The 21,099-nt window shown below is 54.8% G+C and carries 15 protein-coding genes; 6 read left to right on the top strand and 9 right to left on the bottom strand.

Features of this window, described 5'->3' with window-relative positions; all coding sequences use genetic code 11:
- Positions 1-4: 4 nt before the first annotated feature.
- The 6 genes from ACEPPP_RS16255 to ACEPPP_RS16230 all read right to left on the bottom strand — a co-directional run bounded on the left by ACEPPP_RS16255 (position 5) and on the right by ACEPPP_RS16230 (position 7,935).
- Positions 5-1,126, bottom strand: coding sequence for a hypothetical protein (locus ACEPPP_RS16255; protein ID WP_374088410.1), 1,122 nt, complete (start codon positions 1,124-1,126; stop codon positions 5-7).
- A 72-nt stretch (positions 1,127-1,198) separates the two neighbouring features.
- The gene (locus ACEPPP_RS16250) at positions 1,199-1,954 is read right to left on the bottom strand and encodes a FimV family protein (protein WP_374088409.1); all 756 of its coding nucleotides are present in this window, start codon (positions 1,952-1,954) and stop codon (positions 1,199-1,201) included.
- 202 nt (positions 1,955-2,156) lie between these two features.
- Positions 2,157-3,017, bottom strand: a complete 861-nt coding sequence (locus ACEPPP_RS16245; RefSeq protein WP_374088408.1) for a 23S rRNA (adenine(2030)-N(6))-methyltransferase RlmJ — start codon at positions 3,015-3,017, stop codon at positions 2,157-2,159.
- 3 nt (positions 3,018-3,020) lie between these two features.
- The gene (locus ACEPPP_RS16240; protein ID WP_374088407.1) at positions 3,021-3,815 is read right to left on the bottom strand and encodes an RMD1 family protein; all 795 of its coding nucleotides are present in this window, start codon (positions 3,813-3,815) and stop codon (positions 3,021-3,023) included.
- A gap of 99 nt (positions 3,816-3,914) precedes the next feature.
- The gene (locus tag ACEPPP_RS16235) at positions 3,915-4,328 is read right to left on the bottom strand and encodes a hypothetical protein (RefSeq protein WP_374088406.1); all 414 of its coding nucleotides are present in this window, start codon (positions 4,326-4,328) and stop codon (positions 3,915-3,917) included.
- A gap of 361 nt (positions 4,329-4,689) precedes the next feature.
- Positions 4,690-7,935, bottom strand: coding sequence for a fibronectin type III domain-containing protein (locus ACEPPP_RS16230; RefSeq protein ID WP_374088405.1), 3,246 nt, complete (start codon positions 7,933-7,935; stop codon positions 4,690-4,692).
- A gap of 578 nt (positions 7,936-8,513) precedes the next feature.
- Between ACEPPP_RS16230 and ACEPPP_RS16225 the strand changes: the two genes are divergently transcribed.
- From ACEPPP_RS16225 to nhaD, 3 genes are all read left to right on the top strand, one after another.
- Positions 8,514-8,651 carry a hypothetical protein gene (locus tag ACEPPP_RS16225; RefSeq protein ID WP_374088404.1) on the top strand — a complete coding sequence of 46 codons (138 nt, stop codon included), beginning with the start codon at positions 8,514-8,516 and terminating at the stop codon, positions 8,649-8,651.
- A gap of 160 nt (positions 8,652-8,811) precedes the next feature.
- On the top strand, positions 8,812-11,628 hold the full coding sequence (gene uvrA, locus ACEPPP_RS16220) for an excinuclease ABC subunit UvrA (protein WP_374088403.1): 2,817 nt from the start codon (positions 8,812-8,814) through the stop codon (positions 11,626-11,628).
- 248 nt (positions 11,629-11,876) lie between these two features.
- Entirely contained in the window at positions 11,877-13,439 is a 1,563-nt protein-coding gene (gene nhaD / locus ACEPPP_RS16215) for a sodium:proton antiporter NhaD (RefSeq protein ID WP_374088402.1), read from the top strand.
- 93 nt (positions 13,440-13,532) lie between these two features.
- On the opposite strand, the gene tatA is transcribed toward nhaD, so the two are convergent.
- The 3 genes from tatA to ACEPPP_RS16200 form a co-directional block, all read right to left on the bottom strand.
- Positions 13,533-13,742, bottom strand: a complete 210-nt coding sequence (gene tatA / locus ACEPPP_RS16210; protein WP_374088401.1) for a twin-arginine translocase TatA/TatE family subunit — start codon at positions 13,740-13,742, stop codon at positions 13,533-13,535.
- A 126-nt stretch (positions 13,743-13,868) separates the two neighbouring features.
- Complete coding sequence (locus tag ACEPPP_RS16205) at positions 13,869-14,927, bottom strand: AI-2E family transporter (protein ID WP_374088400.1); 1,059 nt, start codon at positions 14,925-14,927, stop codon at positions 13,869-13,871.
- 16 nt (positions 14,928-14,943) lie between these two features.
- Positions 14,944-16,281 carry a hemolysin family protein gene (locus tag ACEPPP_RS16200; RefSeq protein WP_374088399.1) on the bottom strand — a complete coding sequence of 446 codons (1,338 nt, stop codon included), beginning with the start codon at positions 16,279-16,281 and terminating at the stop codon, positions 14,944-14,946.
- A 313-nt stretch (positions 16,282-16,594) separates the two neighbouring features.
- Between ACEPPP_RS16200 and ACEPPP_RS16195 the strand changes: the two genes are divergently transcribed.
- The 3 genes from ACEPPP_RS16195 to ACEPPP_RS16185 are packed head-to-tail and all read left to right on the top strand — an operon-like array spanning position 16,595 to position 21,093.
- Positions 16,595-17,701 carry an FAD:protein FMN transferase gene (locus ACEPPP_RS16195; protein WP_374088398.1) on the top strand — a complete coding sequence of 369 codons (1,107 nt, stop codon included), beginning with the start codon at positions 16,595-16,597 and terminating at the stop codon, positions 17,699-17,701.
- 26 nt (positions 17,702-17,727) lie between these two features.
- Positions 17,728-20,415 (top strand): MMPL family transporter, encoded by a 2,688-nt coding sequence (locus tag ACEPPP_RS16190; RefSeq protein WP_374088397.1) that lies wholly within the window; start codon positions 17,728-17,730, stop codon positions 20,413-20,415.
- Positions 20,416-20,454: 39 nt separating this feature from the next.
- Positions 20,455-21,093, top strand: coding sequence for an NAAT family transporter (locus tag ACEPPP_RS16185; RefSeq protein WP_374088396.1), 639 nt, complete (start codon positions 20,455-20,457; stop codon positions 21,091-21,093).
- Positions 21,094-21,099 lie beyond the last annotated feature (6 nt).

The raw sequence follows: 21,099 nt of genomic DNA, 5'->3' as shown, positions 1-21,099 counted from the left end.
GTGCTTAGTTACCACGCAATTTATTCATGATACGGCTCAATAAGCCCTGCCCCTTGCTCGGCTTCACCGCCGGCGGCTGAATCAAATGATCGGCTTCTCTCTTTGCCTGTCCCATCAGGCCTAAGGCACAGGCGGCGCTGGCGAATACAAACACATATTGCGGCTTGATATTGAGCACCTGTGCGACATTGGTCAACGTCCTTGGCCCTTGTATCAGTAAGGCTGCGATTCTGAGCGCATGCGGCGTAATCAGCAACCGCGTAAAATTGGGCCAACTTTTCAAATAGACCGGCTGAGTATAGTCTATTGTCCGCGGATAACGGCCTTTTGAAGTCCAGCAGGCCAATTTCCATAAAAAGGCATCCATGCTCTGAAATTTGTCCAGCGAGCCGCCGAGGCCCATCGTGTGCGAATTGACCGGAGTGATCGACATCTTGGATGTCGAACTCGAATTCAACTTGATGCCCGCGAACGCCCGCAACTGCGGATCGTCAGCGTCAAGCCAAACCTCCAGGGTATGCGGAAAAATCATGATCGGTTTCCAGCCCGATTGCAGTTGTAAAATCTGTCCCTTGGCCCGGCAAACCATGAAGGCCGATTGAATATAACCCTGAAAATAATCTTTCGGGTCATACGCCGCATTGGCAAATTGTGCCGGATCGTTCACATCAATGTCCGGAAGCGAACCGATATAAGCCTGAAAGCCTTTTTCATCGAAGCGCATCGCCGTCTGATGCTTGGACGTTTTGTTGCGTTCCTCCTGATCGATCACATAGGTCTTGAGCGGTGGCGGTTCTGACTCCTCTTCTTCTTCGGCGTCAACCGTGACCGGAACGGCTTGTTTTACGGCTTTTTTCCTGGCAAGATCCTCCTGCAACAATTTTGCTTCTTTCAGCGCCGACAACATGTCATCGGTCTTCACCGGTTTTCTGACCAGAAGCGCTCCGTCGTGCTTGAAATCCTGCAGCGACAGCACGATCGTCGGCCTTTGCCTTTCTGCCTGCAGGTGCTGGGCCAATAAAATTTTTGCAGGCGGCGGGTCGCCGTCAAAAATATCAACCTCAGCCTCGGCTTCGCTGACAACGATCGCAGCTCCCCGGCACGGACCTTGCAAAAACATCATCATGGTTTTGCAGCTACGGCTATCCATGCCATGCAGGGCAACTTTTAATGGTCTCTTATTATGTTCCGACATTGATCAAACCTTTAAAAAATCTTGCAACTGCGCCCACTCAGGCGGCAGACTCGCGCCAAGACGGTTCAGCTCGTCCTGCGTTCGCTTAAATCCTGTCCGGTCGCGGGTCGATCGGTACAGCGACAATAATTCGTCGTGCAACTCAGCGTGCTCCGGACGCATCAAAATGGCCTGTTCAAGCACACGGGCCGCTTCATCCAACTGGCTAAACTCGATATAGTCCCTGGCCAGTTGCAAAGGATCAAGCTCGGTTTCGCCTGCCTCCTCGACCACTTGCACGAGAGGCAAGGAAGACTGCAATCCCTTGGTAAACAGTGAAAAACGGTTGCGGGGCAAGGTTTCGATGGCGGCGTCATCGCTTTTCAGAAAATACCTCAGGGTTTGAAACTGACTTTCGGTCAGCCTTGACCTGGACCCGAATATCATGCGCTTGCTCAGTTCGCGGCCCGCGTTGTTCAGCACGATCAGCAAATCGATCAGCGCGGCATACAACTGCTCATTCATATAATGGTTAAAGCAATAATGGATGCGTTCCACATGCGCCCGCAACGACTTGGGCGCTCTAGAGACGCGGAAAGCCAAACGCTCCAAACGTTTATCCGCCGACAACTCGGGCCACTCGCGGAATCCGGCGGTAAATTGATCAAAAATAAACTCTAACACTGGAGATTCTTCAAAACTGTGATCGCTAACGGTAATCAAGGCAGACCTCATCACATGGACAACTGTGTTATCAAAAGAATAGTCTGATATTAACAATTTTCAATTCAGCTACCGATAAAACACCCGGCCGCCATGGATGTTGCGAATTCGATCACAGAAATTAAATCTTAATTTGTTACTCTCTCGGTTTTGCCTATGCATTCAAGCTCTGTCGCCATAAACCTGGCAGCTAGGACAAGAATCGCTCGCCCCATTGAAAGCGCAGGCAGATTTGAAAATTTTGGACTTATTTTTCGCGCTATGGCGCCGGCTCGACGCCTTCCTGGGCCAGACTGACGATCCGGTGACCGCCCTGGCCTTCGGCGCCCAATAGCTCGGCCAACCACGGCAATGCCAGGCGCATTTCGGACGCCAGCGTCCATGGCGGATTGATCACGATCATTCCGCTGGCCGTCATGCCATGACCCTTGCTGTCCGGAGCGACAGCCAGCTCAAACAGCGTCATATCGGCGATGCCGCTGTCCTGCAGCGCCCGTTCCAAACGAAGGATACGCTGCCGTTCGACGACCGGATACCAGAGCACATAAATTCCGGTCGCAAAACGTCTGTGCATCTTCTTCAGGGTTTCGACGACCAAGCGGTAATCATTAGAAAGTTCGTAGGAAGGATCGATCAGCACCAGCCCGCGCCGCTCCTTCGGCGGCAACAAGCCCAGGGATTCGGTCAAACCGTCGGCATGAAAAGTCCTGATACGGCGGTCTTTTTTGACCAACTCGTGCAGAAACTTGAATTCGGTGGAATGCAGATCGTATAAGAACAGCTTGTCGTCCTTGCGCATCAAACTGGCGGCGATAGAGGGGGAGCCGGGATAATGCAGCAATGCCTTCCCCTGGTTAAACTGCCCGATCAGCTCGACATAGCGCCGCACGCCTGCCGGCAAATCGTCCCGCCGCCACAATTTCGCGATGCCGCTGTCGAACTCGCGGTTCTTTAACGCCCACTCGCTGTCCAGCGCATACATGCCCGCACCCGCATGCGTATCGATATAGCAAAACGGTTTATCCTTCTTTTTCAGATGCTCGATGCAGTGCGCCAGCACCAAATGCTTCAGCACATCGGCGAAATTGCCCGCATGGAAGGCGTGACGATAGCTCAGCATGGCTTACAGCACCTTGTCGTAAATGGTCATGCCGATCTCGAATGCGATCAGCCAGATGATGATCCATTCCAGCCGCGAAGAATGGCGATGGTTTTGCTCATCGGCCAGCATTTCGAACAATTCGTGAATCGTTTCGAGCTTTTTCGACAGCACGTCGGTACGGGGCGCAATTTCCAAATACTTGGCCGCGATCGTGTAATAGTCTTCGTATTCCGGGTACTCCCAGAAAAACTCCGGAATATCGAGCAAATCGTAATTGACGATGATGTCGCTCTTGGTTAAAAACAACTGGCCGCGGATTTTCGCAATGTCGCGGCGACTGATATTGATGCGGCCTTCCTCGGCCAACGACTTCGGTATGTAACTGGTGTTTTCGATCGTGCGCAGCGCCTGGGTTTCGAAGGAAGCCAGCTTGATCGACTGCGCCATGCCCTGCGACAAGGCAAACATCAAAATCGGATCGGACGATTCGAGTTCGATGTGGTCCTCGACGATCCGCGTGACCGGACAATCGAAGGCAAAAGTAAAATGATCCTCTTCGACTGACGGCAACGCCTGCTCCGCGTTGGCCAGCAACAGCCGATGGATCACCGCCTGGCGTTCCGGGCTGACATTCCAGTGCACTACCGCGCCGTAGCCCAAAATGACCGTGTAGGTGTCATTCTCTTCGACCAGCAAGGCGCCCTTGATCAGACGAATAAGACTCGAATCCGAAAGCACTTTCGCCAGCGCATCGATATGAAAGCGGTGCGCCAGGCAATAGGCGACGCACCGTCTGACAGGGGGATTAGCCGACATCGGAATTTCTCATTGGCAAGTAAACCCGGATAGATTAGCCGAGTGCCGACAAATCGGCAACTTTTGCGCACGAGACTACACGCCAGATACGAATGCTTGTCATTCGATGATCACGAGCCAGCCTTTCGCTTCTTCGCAATGCGAGGATTTGGCGGAAGCCTTCACATCGATGCGGGCCGCCGTGTTGGTCAGATTGGCCGGCAGCCTGCCCTTGACCAGAAAGTAGGGTTCCTTGAACTCAGCGGTCAACTCCACAGGAATTTTTTTGACCGTCGCGGACAACTGCTCGGGGCTGTCGATATTGAAGGCATAAAAAGAAAATTCAGAACCCGGAGCGACCTTCGCCAGATGCGGCGGATTAAAACGTTCCAGGCTCGCTTTCTGGCACTGGCTCGCACTGCCACCGCCGCCTGCCATACTGCCATGCCCGCTATGATGCTCCGACGCCTGCACTGCGGGAATAGAAAGCCAGGATGAAACGGCGATGACTCCTAATAATCTCAATGACTTCATAAGTTTTCTCTTTTATTGTAATTATAATGCCGATAGTTCAGCTGAAATGGCAGGATTACCGTAAACGATCATTCCTTCGCAGCAATTATAATCCCAACCTCCCCTTTAACCGATACAACTTATTAAAATCCTCGGAAATACAGGTGCTGAACAGAGAACTCAGCGCCATCCCTCAACTAAATACCGCCTAGTTTTGGCAGTCATGCGGAGCTAACCGTCATCTAGCAATAGTCTTGACGCGAAGCGAGTGCCCTGACGAACATGCAAAAAAAGGGCGCATTTAAAAAATGCGCCCTTTAACTCCAGACGGATCAGCTTTTTGGCAAAACCGTCCGACGATCAAGCCCTCAGTCAGACGGGCTTATTTATTTTCACCCTCTTCTACTATTTCATTATCCTCATAACAACTCAAACTCCGCAGGCTTGCAGGATTCTGGCCTTGGAACCACAATTGCCCATGGACATATTGCTCATACTGCGCATCAAAGAACAGAGTTGATACAAACACATTAGCATGCTTGTTCTCAGCATCCTTTGAGTCGTCTTCGACTACCCTTAACTTACAGTTTGCAAACTCGGTTACGGGAGTAGACAGGACACTAGCATCTTTTCTCTTGGCAACCGCCTTATCCACGCTGTATGGATGATCCAACTGGTCACTCATGATCAACACACCGCTGCCTGGCTGATCGCGTTTGTTGCTGTTATCAACAGACGGAGTGTAGATAGCGAGATAACCAATTGTTTCAGCCACATGTTCACGCTTGCGATTGGCTTCCTGCTCCTGCAACACGGCAACAAATTGTTTCTTGTTGACAGATTTCAGACGCGCAGTCACCGCATTTTCCCCGTTTGCCGTTTGTACGGTTAAGAACACTTTTGGCGCTTTATCAAATGGCGAGATAAAGGTTTTTGTCGCCTTGTTCCCTTCCTTGCGCGAAACGCCTAAATTAAAGGTGCCCACCTCCCAAACACTGCCATCGGCCAGTACATGGCGTCCCGATTCCAACAGCAAGGCCGACGCCGATTCAATTTTGGCATGCGCAGGATCACCGTCACCCCAAGGCTGGAACCGAATGTCAAAGCCGGAACCCACGTTTCTCACACGCACCACACCCGGCTGGGCATCGCGGTTAGAAGGCGGCGCCACGATAATAACCGGCTTGTCATATACCTCATTGGAAGCATAGTGCTGCCACTCGGAACTTAAACGCGTCGGTATGCTTTCCGATTTGAAGTCCGGGGTCAGGCATGGAATGTTAACGACTTCGGTGCTTGCGGCATCGGAATCCAGGTGATCGCTATTCCTCGTTGCCTTCACGACAAAGGTGTGATCACCGCACGCAATGGGTCTGAATACGGACGAGGTGACATCTGCTGCGGTTTGAACCGCCGGCGTTTCGCCGCCATCGACAAACACCTTGAACAGGTTTTCGTCGGTGCTGTTGTCTTGCCAGCTCAGGTAGACTTTGCCGGCATGTTTCTTGACCGCGGTCACCGGTGTCGGCGCGCAAGGTGCCGTTTTCACGGTCATCGTGGTAGCGCCCAACGATTCAGACTCAAGATAAGCCGTGACGGTATACTGGTATTCCGTACTGCAGCTTAAGCCGGGGATGACCACGCTGGTTTCATTCGCTCCGACCGTCGCAATAGGGTTTTGCGGGTCTGCGCTGTTGTAAATCTTAAAGCCGGTTTCATTGGTGCTGTTGTCTTGCCAGGAGACGGTCACTTGGGTGCTGTGCACTTCGGACGCGGTCGCATTGCTAGGTTCTGTTGGGGCGATGCTCACCGCAACGGTTTTGGCGCCGGTGAGGGTGTTGGCTTCGCCTTCGAAACCGCCGTATTCGACAGCATAACCAGAGCTTCCTGAAGTTTCATTATTATCATTGGCTTTACCACCCAGATTGCTCCAGAAATGAGCAACATTTTCAGTACCCCCCCCAGTATTAGGTTCGCCATCTCCCCACGGTGAATATTGCTCGTTCACCGGGCCTTGCCCCGCAATGTAAAACTCGGTGCCCGCTTTTGCATTCGCCTCCCCTTCCGGCCCGGTCACCCAGAACCAATCGCCGAGTTTGGCTCTGGCACTTGCGCCTATCCAGACGATGTCTTTACCGGCGCTATGCCCTTCATTGAGGGCAAATTCGTGTTCAGCTGCACAGCCGACAGTGGTCAAATAGCCTTGCAAGCCAAAATGCGTTTGTGCTTCGGCGCGGTTTTTTGCATCCAGCCAAATGCGGCCGGGATCGCTCACAAAATCATAATAATGGTATTCATTATGGCCGCACGGTTTAAAGGGCGGCAAACTACCCAGCGAAAACAGGATTTCACGGTTACCGCCGGTTCCGCTGGTGGTGGTGAACGTTACCGAACGCAAAACGTCTTGATACTCGGCTGTCGAGCCTTCCCCGGTAAGAGTCAAAACACCTTTTTCCGCATCATACGAACCGGTAATTCCGCCTGCCGCTGTAAAACCTAAGGTATCGCCGGCGACGAACCCCGAACCGAAGTTCACCACCGCCCCATCGAGCGTCGTCTGGCCGTTCTCCGAGACGGTTAAATTGGCATCGACGACAGCATCATAAATGCCCTTCGACGGGGTAGCACCGCCGCTTGCGCTTAAGGCGGCTGACGGCGGAACCAGTCGTTTGGCTGCGGTAAAGGAGTCTGTGTCGCCCTCAAAACCGCCGTATTCAACCAGATACCGTGAAGTGAATCCTGCGCCACTTTCAGGCAAATCATTCCATTTAGTTGGCGGATTACCCAAATTAAAAAAGGCCTGGGCATAATGTTCTGTACCACCCGACACGTTATCCGGCTGGCCGCCAAAATCGGGGCTCCATTCGGCAAATCGTCCCTCCACCGACGCACCGCTGGCGCCTTGGCCTCTGTAGAAAAGCGTACCCGCTTCGGGGCCGGTCACCCAAAGCCAATCACCCTCAACCGCCGCATCGCTGGCGCCTATCCATGCGCCAGTATTAGGTAATTTGCTTACCGTAAAGTCTTGCTCATCCTGGCAGGTGATGGTTGTCAAATAACCCGCCAAGCCCTGATTGCTTCTAGCCTCGGCAGCCGCTTTTGCTGCTGTCCAGCTTAGGTTCTCCGCCACCGACTCATAGTAATGGTAGGTCGAACTGCCGCATGGTTTAAATGGCACGGCGGTCCCCAGCGAGAAGACGATCTCGCGCGCTTCACCCTTTGTATTACTGCTGAATTTGACCGAACGTAAAACGGCTTGATACGCAGTATCCGTGCCTAAACCTGTAAAAGTCAAAATACCTGTATTCGAATCGTACGAACCGGTAATACCTTCTACCGCTGTAAAGCTTAAGGCATCACCCGCAAGAAAACCCTTGCTAATGACAACAACCGCGCCATCGAGAGGGACTTCCGGATTATTATTCGTTACCGTTAAACCGCCATCCACGACAATTTCAGGTCCGCCGTTGAGTACGGTATTGCCTTGAGACAAGGTCAAGACTGGCGCATCTGCAACCACCGCATTAGCACCCGCGGAAAAACCCGCCAAGGGCGCCGCCAGCAAAGCGGTAATCGCGGCGACTAAATGCCGCTTCTTACCTTGATGTTTTTGATCAATGCTAGACATATTTCAATCCATAAAAAAATTAATTGAAAGATAAAAATTTTTATCCATTCCCGATGCTTGATTCTTTAATTCCTCTGGGTAATAAAGAATAAACACTTAAGTTCTCACAAAAGGCCGACAGGTGTTCTCTAGAGAATCCAGTCAACCGAGGCTCAGGAAGCCACGAATACCTGCTTAATTATTATTAAATGCTTAAATCAGCAAAAACACCCTAGCAACTATTCTTCTAAGTTATTGAATTTATTGACTTACAATCAAAACTAGCGTGAAAACTAATTCTGATATGATTATTCTACGTTATTGGGGACGACAACTCCATGCCTAAATAAGTAATTTTCACCTTAAATAAAACTTAATTTACATACACTTATATGCGCCACCCCTCACAAATCCAGCATTCTTCCTGAACAGGAGGCCACATATGATGTGTGATAGCAAAATACAATTCGTTCTATGCCAATACTTGATTTTAACTTAAATTAATCAAGTATTCCCGAAAGGAATTCTTTGTCCTCGCTTAACAATAAATCGCCATGCTTTTATAATCACGGCATTTTCAAGGACAGCAAAGCGCCGGAATGAGAGTCGTATGCATCGAACTGAGTCAAAGCGATCGGGAGTTGTTACGCAACCTCATTGCCGAGCGTTTCGAGCAAGCCCGGCTCGAAATCGCCGACCTGAGGATTCGACGGAAAACCACGGTTCCTACACACTGAGATCATCCTTAGAATTCGAGCCCGTCCTTCCGGGAGTGCCGGAATTCACGACGGATATCACTGCGGCATCCGCAAACTCATTTCCCCGCTGCCAGCTGGTTTGAATTAGCCCCCTTTTGATCGTATAGTATGAGGCTGACCAGATACACGGAACTACTTGATGGACACCATTAGCATCCGCGGCGCCCGTACCCATAATTTAAAGAATATCGACCTCGACCTGCCTCGCGATCAGTTGATCGTGATTACCGGGCTGTCGGGGTCCGGCAAATCGTCGCTCGCATTCGACACGATCTACGCGGAAGGCCAGCGGCGCTATGTCGAATCGCTGTCCGCCTATGCCCGGCAGTTCCTCGCGATCATGGAGAAACCGGACGTCGACCATATCGAGGGACTTTCGCCGGCGATCTCGATCGAACAGAAATCGACCTCGCACAATCCGCGCTCGACGGTCGGCACGATCACCGAAATCTACGATTATTTACGGCTGCTGTATGCCCGCGCCGGCACGCCGCGCTGCCCCGAGCATCAGGTGTCCCTGGAGGCGCAGACGATTAGCCAGATGGTCGACCAGGTGCTGGCGCAGCCCGAGGAGCAGCGCTGGATGCTGTTGGCGCCGGTGATCAGCGAGCGCAAAGGCGAGCACAGCCAGCTGCTCGAAGACTTGCGCGCGCAAGGCTTCATCCGCGCCCGTATCGACGGCGGCGTATATGAACTGGAAGAAGCGCCGGCGCTGGATCTGAAAAAGAAACACACGATCGAGGTGATCGTCGACCGCTTCAAGATTCGCGGCGACATCGCCTTGCGGCTCGCCGAATCGTTCGAGACCGCCCTGCGCATCGCGGACGGCATGGCGATCGCGGCCTGCATGGACGACGGCACCGAACTCTTGTTTTCCGAGCGTTACGCCTGCCCGCACTGCGGCTACAGCCTGACCGAACTCGAACCGCGCATCTTTTCGTTCAACAATCCGAAAGGCGCCTGCACCAGCTGCGACGGCCTCGGCGTCCGCGAATATTTCGACCCCGAACTGGTCGTGCACAATCCGGACATCAGCCTGGCCGGCGGCGCGATTCGCGGCTGGGACCGGCGCAACGCCTATTATTATCAGATCATCTGCGGACTCGCGAAGCATTACGGCTTCGACCCGGAGGTACCGTTTTCGCAATTGCCGAAAGAAATCCAGGCGATCATCCTATACGGCAGTGGCGACGATGAAGTCGAGTTCAAGATGGTCGGCGAATTCGGCTTCTCGAAAAAGAAACGCCACCGCTTCGAAGGCATCATCGCGATCATGGAGCGCCGCTACCATGAAACCGATTCGCAAATGGTACGCGAGGAGCTCGCGAAGTATCTTTCGCAGAAGCCGTGCGCCGTCTGCGACGGTGCGCGGCTGAATCTGTCGGCGCGCAATGTGTTTGTCGAAGACCTGCCGATCCACCACCTGACCCGCTTTCCGATCCGCAAGGCGCTGGCTTTCTTTGAACAGTTGAATCTGCCCGGCAAGCGCGGCGAAGTCGCGGCCAGGATCATCAAGGAGATTCAGGAACGGCTCGAATTCCTGGTCAACGTCGGCCTCGACTATTTGACCCTCGACCGCAGCGCCGACACGCTGTCCGGCGGCGAAGCCCAGCGCATCCGACTGGCGAGCCAGATCGGCGCGGGCCTGGTCGGGGTGATGTATGTGCTCGACGAACCGTCGATCGGACTGCATCAGCGCGACAATCAGCGCCTGCTCAATACGCTGTTTCGCCTCCGCGACCTCGGCAATACGGTGATCGTGGTCGAGCACGATGAAGATGCGATCCGCGCCGCCCAGCATATTGTCGATATCGGCCCCGGCGCCGGCATCCACGGCGGCCGGATCATCGCCCAGGGCACACTCGAAGACATTCTGGCCAATGCAGCCTCGCTGACCGGGCAATACCTGTCCGGCAAGATCGGCATTCAGGTGCCAGAAACGACCACCCCGAACGACAAGGACAAACAGATCGTGGTCCGCAACGCGCGCGGCAACAACCTGAAGCATGTCGACATTGCGTTTCCGATCGGCCTGTTGACCTGCGTGACCGGCGTCTCCGGCTCCGGCAAATCGACGCTGGTGAATGACACGCTGTATTGTCAGGCCGCGCGCCTGATCAATCGCGCCGGCGCCCTGCCCGCGCCTTGCGATGCGATCGAGGGACTGGAGCATTTCGACAAGGTCGTCGACATCGATCAGAGCCCGATCGGCCGCACGCCGCGCTCGAACCCGGCCACCTATACCGGCCTGTTCACGCCGATCCGCGAACTGTTCGCGGGCACCCCGGAAGCGCGTTCGCGCGGCTATACCGCCGGCCGTTTCAGTTTCAACGTGAAGGGCGGCCGCTGCGAAGCCTGCAAGGGCGACGGCGTGATCAAGGTCGAAATGCACTTCCTGCCCGACATTTTCGTGAACTGTGAAATCTGCCACGGCAAGCGCTACAACCGCGAGACGCTCGAAATCCGCTTCAAGGGCAAGACGATCCATGAAGTGCTGGACATGACCGTCGAGGACGCGGCGCAATTTTTCAGCGCGATTCCGTCGGTTTCGCGCAAGCTGCAAACCCTGACCGAAGTCGGCCTGAGCTACATCACGCTGGGCCAGAACGCGACCACGCTATCCGGCGGCGAGGCGCAGCGGGTCAAACTGGCCAAGGAATTGTCCAAGCGCGACACCGGCAAGACACTCTATATTCTCGACGAACCGACCACCGGCCTGCATTTCCACGACATCCAGCAACTGCTGACCGTGCTGCACACCTTGCGCGACCACGGCAACACCGTGATCGTGATCGAACACAACCTGGACGTGATCAAGACCGCGGACTGGGTCGTCGACATGGGTCCGGAAGGCGGCGACGGCGGCGGCACGCTGGTCGCCGAAGGCACGCCTAAAGACATTGCCAGCAATCCGGCCTCTTTCACGGGGCATTATCTGCGCCGTTTTTTCGAGTGACCTGAGCAGGACCTTCCCTCGTCTTACCTCTCTAAACAAACCCTAGTTTACGACTATTCACGCGCAGACAAGCGTCCCGTTAGCGCGATGACGCACACGCCGCAATTTAATATAATAAACCCAGCATTTCTGTCATTTATCTCGGACCTATGTATTCTGAAATTTTATTCCGTTTATTTGCCTTCCTGACAAATTCGAATACTGGCGCCAACTCACTCCCCCGCTGTCGCCAGAGTAACCGGCCCGGAATGGTTGTCCGCTTTTCATATTCTGCCAAAGCGCTCCTGATCGTTATCGGGATGTTGTCGCCGGCGCTCGCGTTCGCCGCCGAACAAAATGCCGAACAGCCATTGGATCTGACCCATCACTGGGCCGGCTACATGATCGTGCTCCTGTTCACGATCGCTTACATCCTGGCGATGCTCGAGGAGGTGACCGAGCTGCGCAAATCGAAACCGATGGTGTTTGCAGCCAGCCTGATCTGGGTGATTATCGCCATCGTTTACGCCGGCGGCAGCATGACCGAACACGCGGCCACCGCGTTTCGCACGACGCTGGAGGCCTATGCCGAACTGTTTTTGTTCATCCTGGTGTCGATGACTTACCTGAATGCGATGGAAGACCGCGGCGTATTCGAACGCCTCAGGGTCTGGCTATTGAATAAAAACTTCAATTATCGGCAATTGTTCTGGATTACCGGCTTTCTGGCATTCTTGATTTCCTCGGCCTGTAACAACCTGACCACGGCCTTGTTGATGGGTTCGGTGATCCTGGCGCTGGGCAAGGACAATCAACGCTTTGTCGCCCTGTCCTGCGTAAATGTCGTCGTCGCCGCCAATGCCGGCGGCTCATTCAGTCCTTTTGGCGACATCACGACGCTGCTGGTCTGGCAAAAGGGCGTCGTTCCGTTCGGGGATTTCTTTTCGTTATTGATTCCGGCAGTGATCAATTTCGTGGTACCGGCCGCAATCCTGTACTTTTGGATACCCGAGGCCTGCCCGGTGCCGATCGAGGAATCGCAACCGATGCAGCGTGGCGGCATCGTGATCATATTCTTGTTCATCCTGACCATCATCACCTCGGCCTGTTTCGAAAACTTCCTGCACCTACCGCCGACCGCCGGCATGATGATGGGACTGACTTACCTGAAGTTCTTTAGCTATTACCTGCAAAAAATCCCGCCCAAACTCACCACGGCGGAAAAAGACGCCGAAAAATACGAAACCGAGAAGCAGCACGAACAAGAACTGGCGGTCAAAAATCTGACCGTGGTCAAGGAAGGCTATATCGATTATTTCGGCCCGATGAAAATCATGAACCGTATGGAAGAATGGGAACACAAGAGAGAACGGCATTTTGATCTGCCCTTTGATGTTTTTTCGAAGGTTGCCAATCTGGAATGGGATACGCTGCTGTTTTTCTACGGCGTGATGCTTGCAGTCGGCGGATTGAGTTTTGTCGGCTATCTGGAGCTGACATCGCAGCACCTGTACACCGGCATGAACCCCACCATCGCCAATATCCTGGTCGGCTTCGCTTCCGCCTTCGTCGATAACGGCACGATCATGCTCGCGGTGTTGACCATGGCGCCGGATATTTCGCAGGGCCAGTGGTTGTTGGTGACGTTGACCGCCGGCGTCGGCGGCAGCATGCTGGCGGTCGGCTCGGCCGCTGGTGTCGGTCTGATGGGGCAAACCAAAGGCTTATATACATTCACCAGCCATTTAAAATGCACTCCGGCCATCATGCTCGGCTTTTTTGCGAGCATAGCTGCGCACTTCCTGATTAACGCCCGTTACTTTGTAGAGTGACCTCTACTCTGTCGGGTTCGGCTCAGGCCTCGGCAATTGCTCCTGCATTGCCGAGGAGCAAATCTCTGCCCATGCAGAAGAACCCGACACCAATCATTCGTCTTTCTTGCGATCGGTCACTTCACCATCGAGCTCCGAACCCGATCCAGCTTCGTCCTTATCACTTTCGCCGTCCTTGATCGCCGAACGGAAATTTTTGATTGCGGCGCCGATGTCGGAGCCGGCGTTTCTGAGGCGCTTGGTACCGAATAAAACGATCGCGATACCCAGCACGATCAACAATTTGGTAACGCTGATTCCCATCTTTTTATCTCCTTCGTTTAATTAAAAAGTCCTCCACGACTCACTGTTCTTTGCTCCCTCACTGCACCGAAACAACGTGGATTGTTTCTGCTTTATTTTACCGCATCAGCCGATTAACGCGCTGCGTTATGCATCAGGCTGCTGCCTGATCCAGGCCTGCCAGACCGACAGCAGCACCGCCAGAATCACCGGTCCCAAAAACAAACCGATCGGCCCGAACGCGGACAAGCCGCCGAAAACGCCGAACATCACGACCAGGAAGGGCACCCGACTGGCGCCGCTGATCACCAACGGACGAATCACATTATCGACCGTGCTGACAGCCATAAATCCCCAAGCCAAAAGGCCCAGCCCCTGCCAGAGTTGATCGGAGGCGATCAATCCTAATCCCAACGGCACCCAGACCAAGGTCGCGCCCATCGGCACCATGGCCAAGAGCGCCGTCACCGCGCCGAACAGCACGGGCGCCCTGACGCCGGTAAAGGCATAGCCTATGCCGGCCAGGATGCCCTGCCCCAAGGCGGCCAGCACCAGGCCATAGACGACCGCACGGGTCGTATGACCAGCCGCCTGCAGATACACATGCTGGTATTTGCCGAGAAAACGCACCAGGCCCTGGTGCAGTTGCTGGACCGCCTGATCGCCGTCGCGGAAGCAAAAAAACAGCATTACCAGCATCACGCAGAGCTTCAGCACGTATTGACCGATGCCGCCGATAAATTGGGCCGCTTCGCCGAGCCACTGCTGCGCCCAAGCGGAAATCTGCGCGGCCATGCCGGCCTGATCGCCGAGCAGCTGATCAAACTGCTCCTGCAGATAGGGTCCAAGCCAGGGTATCTTGACCAGAAATGCGGGCAGACGGTAGGCGGGGTCCTTAAGATTGCTCACGACCGCCTGATAGGCCACCTTGATTTCGCCCTGGAGCAGATCGGCCAGTCCGTACAGCGCGAGCAGAATGATCGCCGAAATGACGCCCGACATGACCGCAGCGCTCAGCGTGCTGCGGTGATCGAGCCTGCGCCGCAACCAGCGGTAAGGAGGCCACATCACATAGGTCACGATCAAGGCCCAGGCGATCGTCTGCAAAAACTCGCGCAGCACCAGGTAACTCAGCCACACGAGACCGGTCAGCAAAATGCCCGGTATCAGGAAACGGGTCGGCTTGTCGGGTAGCAAAGCGTTCATCACTAGACTGCCGGCTTCATTCCGGCGGATGCTCAAGGCTATCCGGCGTATTCGGAAAGATATGGATTTGCAGGATACGCGATTCCTGCATTGCGTCGATCACCACCTCGAACTGGCGGAACTCGACGCGCTGGCCTTCGACCGGAATATCGCCGAGTTGGGCCAGAATCAGGCCGCCGACCGACACCTCGTTGTCGAGTTCGAGTTCCTCGTTTTCGATATCGATACCCAAAATCCGTTCGAGAGAAAAAATCGCCAAACTGCCTTTCGCGACGATCGAACCATCGTCGAGCCTCGTCCACTCGGCGTCGCTCGGACGGAACTCGTCGCGAATCTCGCCGACCATCGCGCTCAAAAGATTGTCCAGCGTGATGAAACCCTGCGGCATGCGGTTTTTCTGGCCGACGATCGCGAAATGCGCGGCGCCGGCGCGGAAATCGCGGAACAATTCGAGCGCAGGGGTGTGCGCTGAAACATAGTGTACGGGACGGAGATATTGGCGCAGGTCGTCGATCGTCTTGCCTTCCTGCTGGGCGAAAAATAAATCCTTCAAATGAATCACGCCGAGCACATCGACGCCATTCATATCGAAATAAGGATAGCGGCTAAACCGCTTTTCACAGACCGCCCGCAGATTGTCGTCCATGCTCATCTTCGCATGCAGCGCGGCCAGTTCATGCAGGGGACGCATCAAATCGGAAACCTCCAATTCGCTGAAATCGAGCGTGCTCGCCAAAATATTCCATTCGTCCTGGGTAAACATGCCGCTCTGGCGGTTGCCGCGCAAGATCAGCTTCAGTTCCTCGGCGCTATAATACGGATCGTGGCCGTGCATCTGTTTGATGCCGAACAGCCGTAGAGTAAGGTTCGCGCTCGCATTCAACATCCAGATCGCCGGATACATCAGCAGGTAAAAGCCGTAGAGCGGCGCGGCGCTGATCAGTCCGGTCTTTTCGGGACTACGGATCGCGAGCGACTTCGGTGCCAGTTCGCCGACGACGATATGCAAAAACGAAATGACCGAAAACGCGACCAGGAAAGCGATGCTGTGCAGCAACTCCGGAGAATGGATGCCGAGGCGGCTCAGCGCCGGCGCGATCAATTCGGCGAAGGCGGGCTCGCCGATCCAGCCGAGACCGAGCGATGCGAGTGTAATCCCGAGTTGGCAGGCGGACAAATAGGTATCCAGCCGCGCATGGACTTTCGCGAGCATGCGCCCCTGCCAGCCTTGCATCTTCGCAATCGCGCGAATGCGCGTCGGACGCAGCCGGACCAGGCCAAACTCCGCCGCCACGAAAAAACCGTTCAGGGCGACGAGCAAAATAGCGACGGCAATCAACAGCAGATTATTCATAGTCGGATAAAAACTCATGCCGAGTTTTTCAGAATGCCGCCCTCGAACGATCGATAAGCAAGCGGCTTGAGGTCAAGAGGAATGGCATCCTGCCATGCTATAAAAACGGATGATCCATTGACGACGCGCGGCAAATTCCGCGTGTTCAATATTTTAAAAAACCTTAATACTGTTCGGATTATAATAAACCCTACGGCCAAATGCGAGGCCTCAGTCGAAAAGCATCCCGATCCGGCATGGATGAAAGCATGCCGGTTTTGTTTGCGTCCGCCGAAAACTCGCATTCAACCCCATTTCGAAAGACAATCCACCCATGATTAAACCAGCACGCGACGATTTTGCCCCGACACGTTTCGCCGCAAAATCCACGCTCGATCGACATCGCTCTTCATTGAACCCCGATATTTCGTCCGTCTTGTCCCGCATCGCCGCGGCGCTTGCGCTCGCCGCACTTGCCGGCTGTACGAAAGCACCGTCCGTGCAGCAGTTGAAAGGCTTCGCGCAAGGCACCAGTTACCATATCAGTTATTGGTCCGCCTCCCCTATCGATGCGCCAGCGGTCAAAAAGGCGGTCGACAACGAATTCGCCGTTATCGACAAGCTGCTGTCGAATTACCGGCCCGATTCGGTGATCGAGTCGTTCAATCGTAACGAGACTCAGGCAGTCGGCCCCGAAATCGTGCAATTGGTGCGAATAGCGGAATCCGTGCATAAAGCTTCGGAAGGCTGCTACGATCTGACGATCAAGCCCTTATTCACACTCTGGGGTTTTAACGGCGAAACACCTTCCATTCCGAACGACAAGGCGATCGCCGATACCTTGCAGCTGATCGGCATGCCGCAACTGACCGTCGTTGACGAGACCCATCTGAGCAAGAAACAGGCTTCGCTGCAAGTCGATCTGTCGTCTATCGCGCAAGGCTATAGCGTCGAAAGCCTCAGCCGCGTGCTCGAAAAACACGGCATCACCGATTATATGGTCGAGATCGGCGGCGAGCTGAAAACCCGCGGCCAGAAGCCGGACCAAACCGCCTGGCGCATCGCGATCGAAAAACCGCTGCCCGGCGAACACAAGCTGCATAAAATCCTGACGATGCCGAAGGATGCGCCGCTCGCGATCATGACCTCGGGCACCTACCGGCATTTTTTCGAAGCGAACGGCCAGCGCTACGGCCATATCCTGGATGCGCGTACCGGCCGTCCGGTTACGCATGACTTGGTCGGGGTGACGGTCGCGCATGCCGACCCGACCATCGCCGATGCCTGGTCCACCGCGCTCTTGTGCCTCGGCCAGGAACAGGGACTCAAATTGGCGAATGCCGAACATCTTGCCGCACTATTCATCCGGCTGCAAAACGATCAATTGCTCGAAACCCGAAGCGAAGCGTTCGAGCGTTTAAACCTTGTCACCCGTCCATAATTGCCTGGATCTAGGATAACTGCTTCATGTCTTCTGTAAATAGCGTACAACACATCATCGCGTCGGTCGGAAACCGCATCCTCGGCAACCCGTTTAAAACCTTCCTGATCATCTGCCTGCTGGTGGGAGGGACCATACAATACACTGCCAACCATTTGAGCATCAATACCGACACGGCCGAACTGATCGCGCCCGATGCGCCGTTTCAGCAAAACCGCCGCAAATTCGAACAAAACTTCTCGAAAGATTTGCATACACTGTTGCTGGTGGTCGAGTCGGACACGCCCGAACTGACCAAATCGGCGACCAAACGCCTGGGCCGCTTGCTAGCCGCGGACAAGACCAATTTCGATTCGGTCTATGTGCCGAACGACAACGAGTATTTCCACCGCAACGGCCTGCTCTATCTCGAACAGGACGATCTGCAAACCTTGTCGAACAGCCTATCGCAGGCGCAGCCCTTCATCGGCCGGATTTCGAAGGAACCGAATCTGACCGGTTTTTTTTCGATCCTCGAAGATGCGCTGACCTCCGCGAACAAGGATCAAAGCGTACCGATCGACCTGACTTCGCTAATCGATAAGATCAATGCCTCCCTGCATAAGCGAATCAACGGCCAGAATAGCCTGTTGTCCTGGGAAAACCTGATCGCCGAACAGAAAATCACCCAGGCGAGCGCGAACAAAGGCTTCATCAACGTGCTGCCCAAGTTCGATTACAGCTCGATTCGGCCGGCCGAAAACGCGATCGAAGCGATCCGGAAAGCCTCGGCCACGATTCAGGAGCCGAACCTGCCTGCGGTCAAAGTCTGGGTGACCGGCGAAGTCGGCCTGGAAGATGACGAACTCTTGGGGATGAGCAGCGGCACCTTCAATGCGAGTATTTTCTCGGTGGTGCTGGTTTTCGTGATTCTATTGAAGGCCTACCATTCGCTCGCGCTGACCTTGACGACCCTGTTCACGCTCGCCCTGGGCATGGTGTTTTGCGGCGGCTTTGCCGCGTTTTCGGTCAAGGAGTTGAATCTGATTTCGGTTGCCTTCGCGGTCTCGAATATCGGTCTCGGCGTCGAATATGCGATCCATTTCTGTTTGCGCTACCGCGACAACCTGCTGCATCATGTCGACAGGGTCCGCGCGATCCGCAGCACCCTGCTCAGCACCAGCCCATCGCTGTTATTGTGCGCAGGCACCACCGCAATCGGGCTGTATGCCTTCATTCCGACCGATTATAAGGGCGTCTCCGAGCTGGGACTTTTGGCCGGGACCAGCTTGTTCATCTGCCTGCTGGTCACCTTGACCGTCTTGCCGCTGCTGCTCAAGTTCGTGCCGGTTTCGGTGCCGACGGATGCCGATTCTACGCACCCGCTACTGGCGACGCTGGCGGAAAAATTTGCCCATCTGACCCTGCATTACGCGAAACCGATTGCGATCGGCACCGTGGTGCTGAGCGTGGTGTCGATCATTCTGGTATTCAACGTCAAGACCGACTTCAATCCGCTGAACCTCCGCGATCCGAAAACCGAGTCGGTGATCGCATTCAAGAGCCTGATGAAGGACAAGGACACCTCACCGATGACCCTGACGATTCTCGCGGAAAATGCGGACAAGGCCAAGGCCTTGCAGCAGCAGCTCGCCAAGATCGATACGGTCGACAAGACGATCAGCCTGTTCGATTTCGTGCCGGACAATCAGGAAGACAAACTCGCGATCATCGATGAAATCGCGCTGATGCTCGGCGCGCAACCGCAACGCTTCCCCGAATTGCAGCCGGATCTGGCGCCGGAACCGGGCATCGTCAAACTGATCAAGGCGATCGACACGGTGCTGCCCGGCAAAACGAACGCGAAGGAAATCGCGTCGCTGACCCAATTGCGCAAAGAATTGAGCGATATTCTGCTCGAACTGGACGCGCGCCAGGAAACCAGTCGCCGCCAGTTCATCGAACAGGTTCAGATCACCCTGCTCGGCACCTTGCCGAAGGTGATGAACGAACTCTACGGCAGTTTGAACGCGAGCGAAGTCACGCTCGAAGACGTGCCGCAGGACATCAAGGACAGATGGCTCAGCAAAACCGGCCTGTACCGGATTCAGATCGTGCCGAAGTATGATCTGAACGATCTCGACAAAATGGCCAAATTCATCACCGACGTGCAGGCGATCGCGCCGGAAACGACCGATTTGCCGATCATGTATTGGGAGTCGATGAAGGAAGTGATCAACGCCTTTCAACAGGCGATCATCATCGCGCTGATCACGATCGCGCTGCTGCTGTTGGCGATTCGGCGCAACCTGACCGACACCCTGCTGGTGATGACCCCGCTGATTCTGGCCGGCCTCTTTACGATGGCCAGCACGGTGCTGACCGGCACGCCGATCAATTTCGCGAACATCATCGCCTTGCCGCTGCTGCTCGGCCTCGGCGTCGACAACGGCATCCACATGGTCGAAAAACTGCACCACTCGCTGTCGGAGGAACAGAACATCTACCAGTCGAGCACCGCGCGGGCGATGTTCTACGGCGCCTTGACCACCGCGTCGAGTTTCGCGGGCCTCGCGTTTTCGCCGCATGAAGGCATAGCGAGCATGGGTCTAGTGATCACGATCGGCATCTTCTGGATCATGACCTGCACGTTCGTGGTGCTGCCGGCGCTGAGCAAACTGGTGTTCAAGCACAGAGTCAATCACCCGGCCGCCAAGCGGTCAAAAACGGCCTAGGGCAACACAGCGGACTGCTATCTGTCGGCGCAAGAAGACATGATCGAATACACGGACTACATCAAAATCCTCATCGCCCTGATCGCCGTGGTCGATCCATTGGGCGTGATGCCGATCATCGCCGCGCTGACAGCCGGCAAACCTGCGGAGATGAAGTCGATTGCCGGGACGGTCGCTTTTTCGGTCACCGTCATCTTGCTGCTTGCGTTATTTGCCGGAGAAAACCTGCTGTATTTTTTCGGCATCAGCATCAGCTCTTTCAAAGTCAGCGGCGGCATTTTGTTGATGTTGATGGCGATTTCGATGCTGCATGCGAAGACCAGCGAACTGGTGCATAACCGGGAGGAAGCCGAAGCCAGCGCAAACCGCCAGTCGAGCGCGGTCGTTCCGATCTCGATGCCGCTGTTGGCCGGCCCCGGCGCGATCAGTACGGTGATCCTCTATGCGCAAACGGACGATTCGCTCTGGCATTATCTTTTGATTAGTTTGGACATCGTGACGGTCGCCCTGATCTTATGGATCGTGATTCGCTTCATTCCCTGGCTGACCCAACATCTGAGCCGGACCGGCATCAATATTTTCACGCGCCTGATGGGTTTGGTGCTTTCCGCGCTGGCCGTCGAATTCATCGCCGGCGGCTTGAAAGGTTTGTTTCCGATCTTATCCGCCAACCCCTAATCCACA

This window comes from Methylomicrobium lacus (genome assembly GCF_041897535.1).
Lineage (GTDB): Bacteria > Pseudomonadota > Gammaproteobacteria > Methylococcales > Methylomonadaceae > Methylomicrobium > Methylomicrobium lacus_A.
This window is presented reverse-complemented; position numbering and strand designations above follow the sequence as displayed.